Annotated in this window: 3 protein-coding genes and 1 pseudogene; all 4 read left to right on the top strand. The window is 60.2% G+C overall.

What is annotated here, in order from left to right; all coding sequences use genetic code 11:
• Positions 1-15: 15 nt before the first annotated feature.
• Positions 16-609 carry a cysteine hydrolase family protein gene (locus AC1DYF_RS40215; RefSeq protein WP_477884514.1) on the top strand — a complete coding sequence of 198 codons (594 nt, stop codon included), beginning with the start codon at positions 16-18 and terminating at the stop codon, positions 607-609.
• 126 nt (positions 610-735) lie between these two features.
• Positions 736-945, top strand: coding sequence for a hypothetical protein (locus AC1DYF_RS40220; RefSeq protein ID WP_477884516.1), 210 nt, complete (start codon positions 736-738; stop codon positions 943-945).
• 18 nt (positions 946-963) lie between these two features.
• Positions 964-1359, top strand: a complete 396-nt coding sequence (locus AC1DYF_RS40225; protein ID WP_477884518.1) for a YsnF/AvaK domain-containing protein — start codon at positions 964-966, stop codon at positions 1357-1359.
• A pseudogene (locus AC1DYF_RS40230) lies at positions 1356-1666 on the top strand (hypothetical protein); the annotation flags it as partial. The gene AC1DYF_RS40225 and the pseudogene AC1DYF_RS40230, both read left to right, overlap by 4 nt.

Raw genomic sequence — 1666 nt, forward strand, 5'->3', positions numbered from 1 at the left:
CGGTCGGGTCGCTGAATGGATGGTCTCGGCGAGTGGCGACATCTGTGCGTCGACATGCAGCGCATGTTCGCCGAAGAGACGCCGTGGAGAGTTCCGTGGATGGACCGCGTCTCCAACCAGGTGGTGGAAGTCTCCAGACGTTATCCGGAGCGCACGATCTTCACACGTTTCGTCCCGCCTGAGAGGGCGGATCAACTTCGCGGAACGTGGCGGGACTACTATCGGAAATGGTCGGCCATGACGATGGAGCATCTGCATCCGGAGCTTGTCGACCTCGTGCCCGAACTAGCTTGCTTCGTGCCCCCGGCAACTGTGTTCGACAAGCGGACATATTCGCCTTGGATCGACAGACGTCTACACTTCGACCTTGCCCAGGAAGGAGTTTCCACCCTGGTGGTCTCCGGTGGCGAGACGGATGTATGTGTGCTGGCTGCCGTGCTTGGCGGCATCGACCTCGGATACCGGATGATCCTGCTCGAGGACGCAGTGTGCAGCGGGGCGGACGAGACGCATGACGCCTCTCTAAAGCTGCTGGGAGACCGCTTCTCCGTACAGCTCGAACTCATGGCGACGGACGCGTTTCTTTCAGTGGCGACATCTCTCCTTTGAGCGGTGATCAGCGAAAATGAATAAGGACAAATCCGGGCAGGGTAACGCGGCCCTCGGCTGTCCTCGGGACCGTTTGGGCCGCCACAATTATCAGCCTCCAAAATACCTCTAACAGGGAATCAAGCAATGAACGGCACCTCGGACGGCACTCACGACGCCCCTACACGAGTCCCCGACCTTCGCGATCTGATCGACCAGAGCGTGGGCGAGATCATTGCCTGCGCGCGAGACGGTGGGTGGGCGCGCGAAGAGGTTTTGCTCGCGATTGACGATTGCCTCGCGCTGCGTTGGCCGAAGGAAAGTGACGCCGGAACCTATCGAGTCGAGCCACGTTGATTTTCGAAGGATCAATCCATGAGCGAGCCAACCCACATCCCGATCGTCGAGGAAGAGCTGTCCGTCGAGCAGCGGCGCAAGAGTTCGGGAAAGGTGATGGTTACCACTTCCACTCATGCCGAGCAGTCGTTGGCCGCAGCCGATCTCGAACGGACGGACGTCACTGTCGAACGCGTACCCATCGATAGAGAAATCTCCGTAGCGCCGGGTGTCCGGGAGGAAGGAAATACGACGGTCATCCCTGTCCTCGAAGAGGTTTTGGTGATCGAAAAACGCCTGGTCCTCAAAGAGGAAATCCGCCTCACGCGTTCGACGAGTACCGAGCATGTCGAGATGCCCGTCACGTTGCGCAAGCAGACGGCGACGGTCGAAAGAATTGAAACGCCCAACTCTGACCAAGGAGAAGAACAATGATGGAAGCACAGAACTCACGTACGCTTACTGCGTTTTTCCGGGACCGTTCCGACGCCGAGGAAGCCACGCGCGATCTGATCGCGGCGGGCATCGCCGAAAGCAACGTGCGTCTGGTGCCCGGCGCGGAATCAGACAACGTCGCTGCCACCGATGTTGACGCAGGCCGCGGCTTCTGGGCGTCGCTCGGCGACTTCTTTTTCCCCGACGAGGACCGCGCGGTCTACGCCGAGGGCCTGCGCCGCGGCGGCTATCTTGTAACGGTGGACGCCGTCACGGAAGCCCAGCATGACAAGGCCGTCGACATCCT

The organism is Rhizobium sp. P2_G9 (assembly GCF_056403475.1).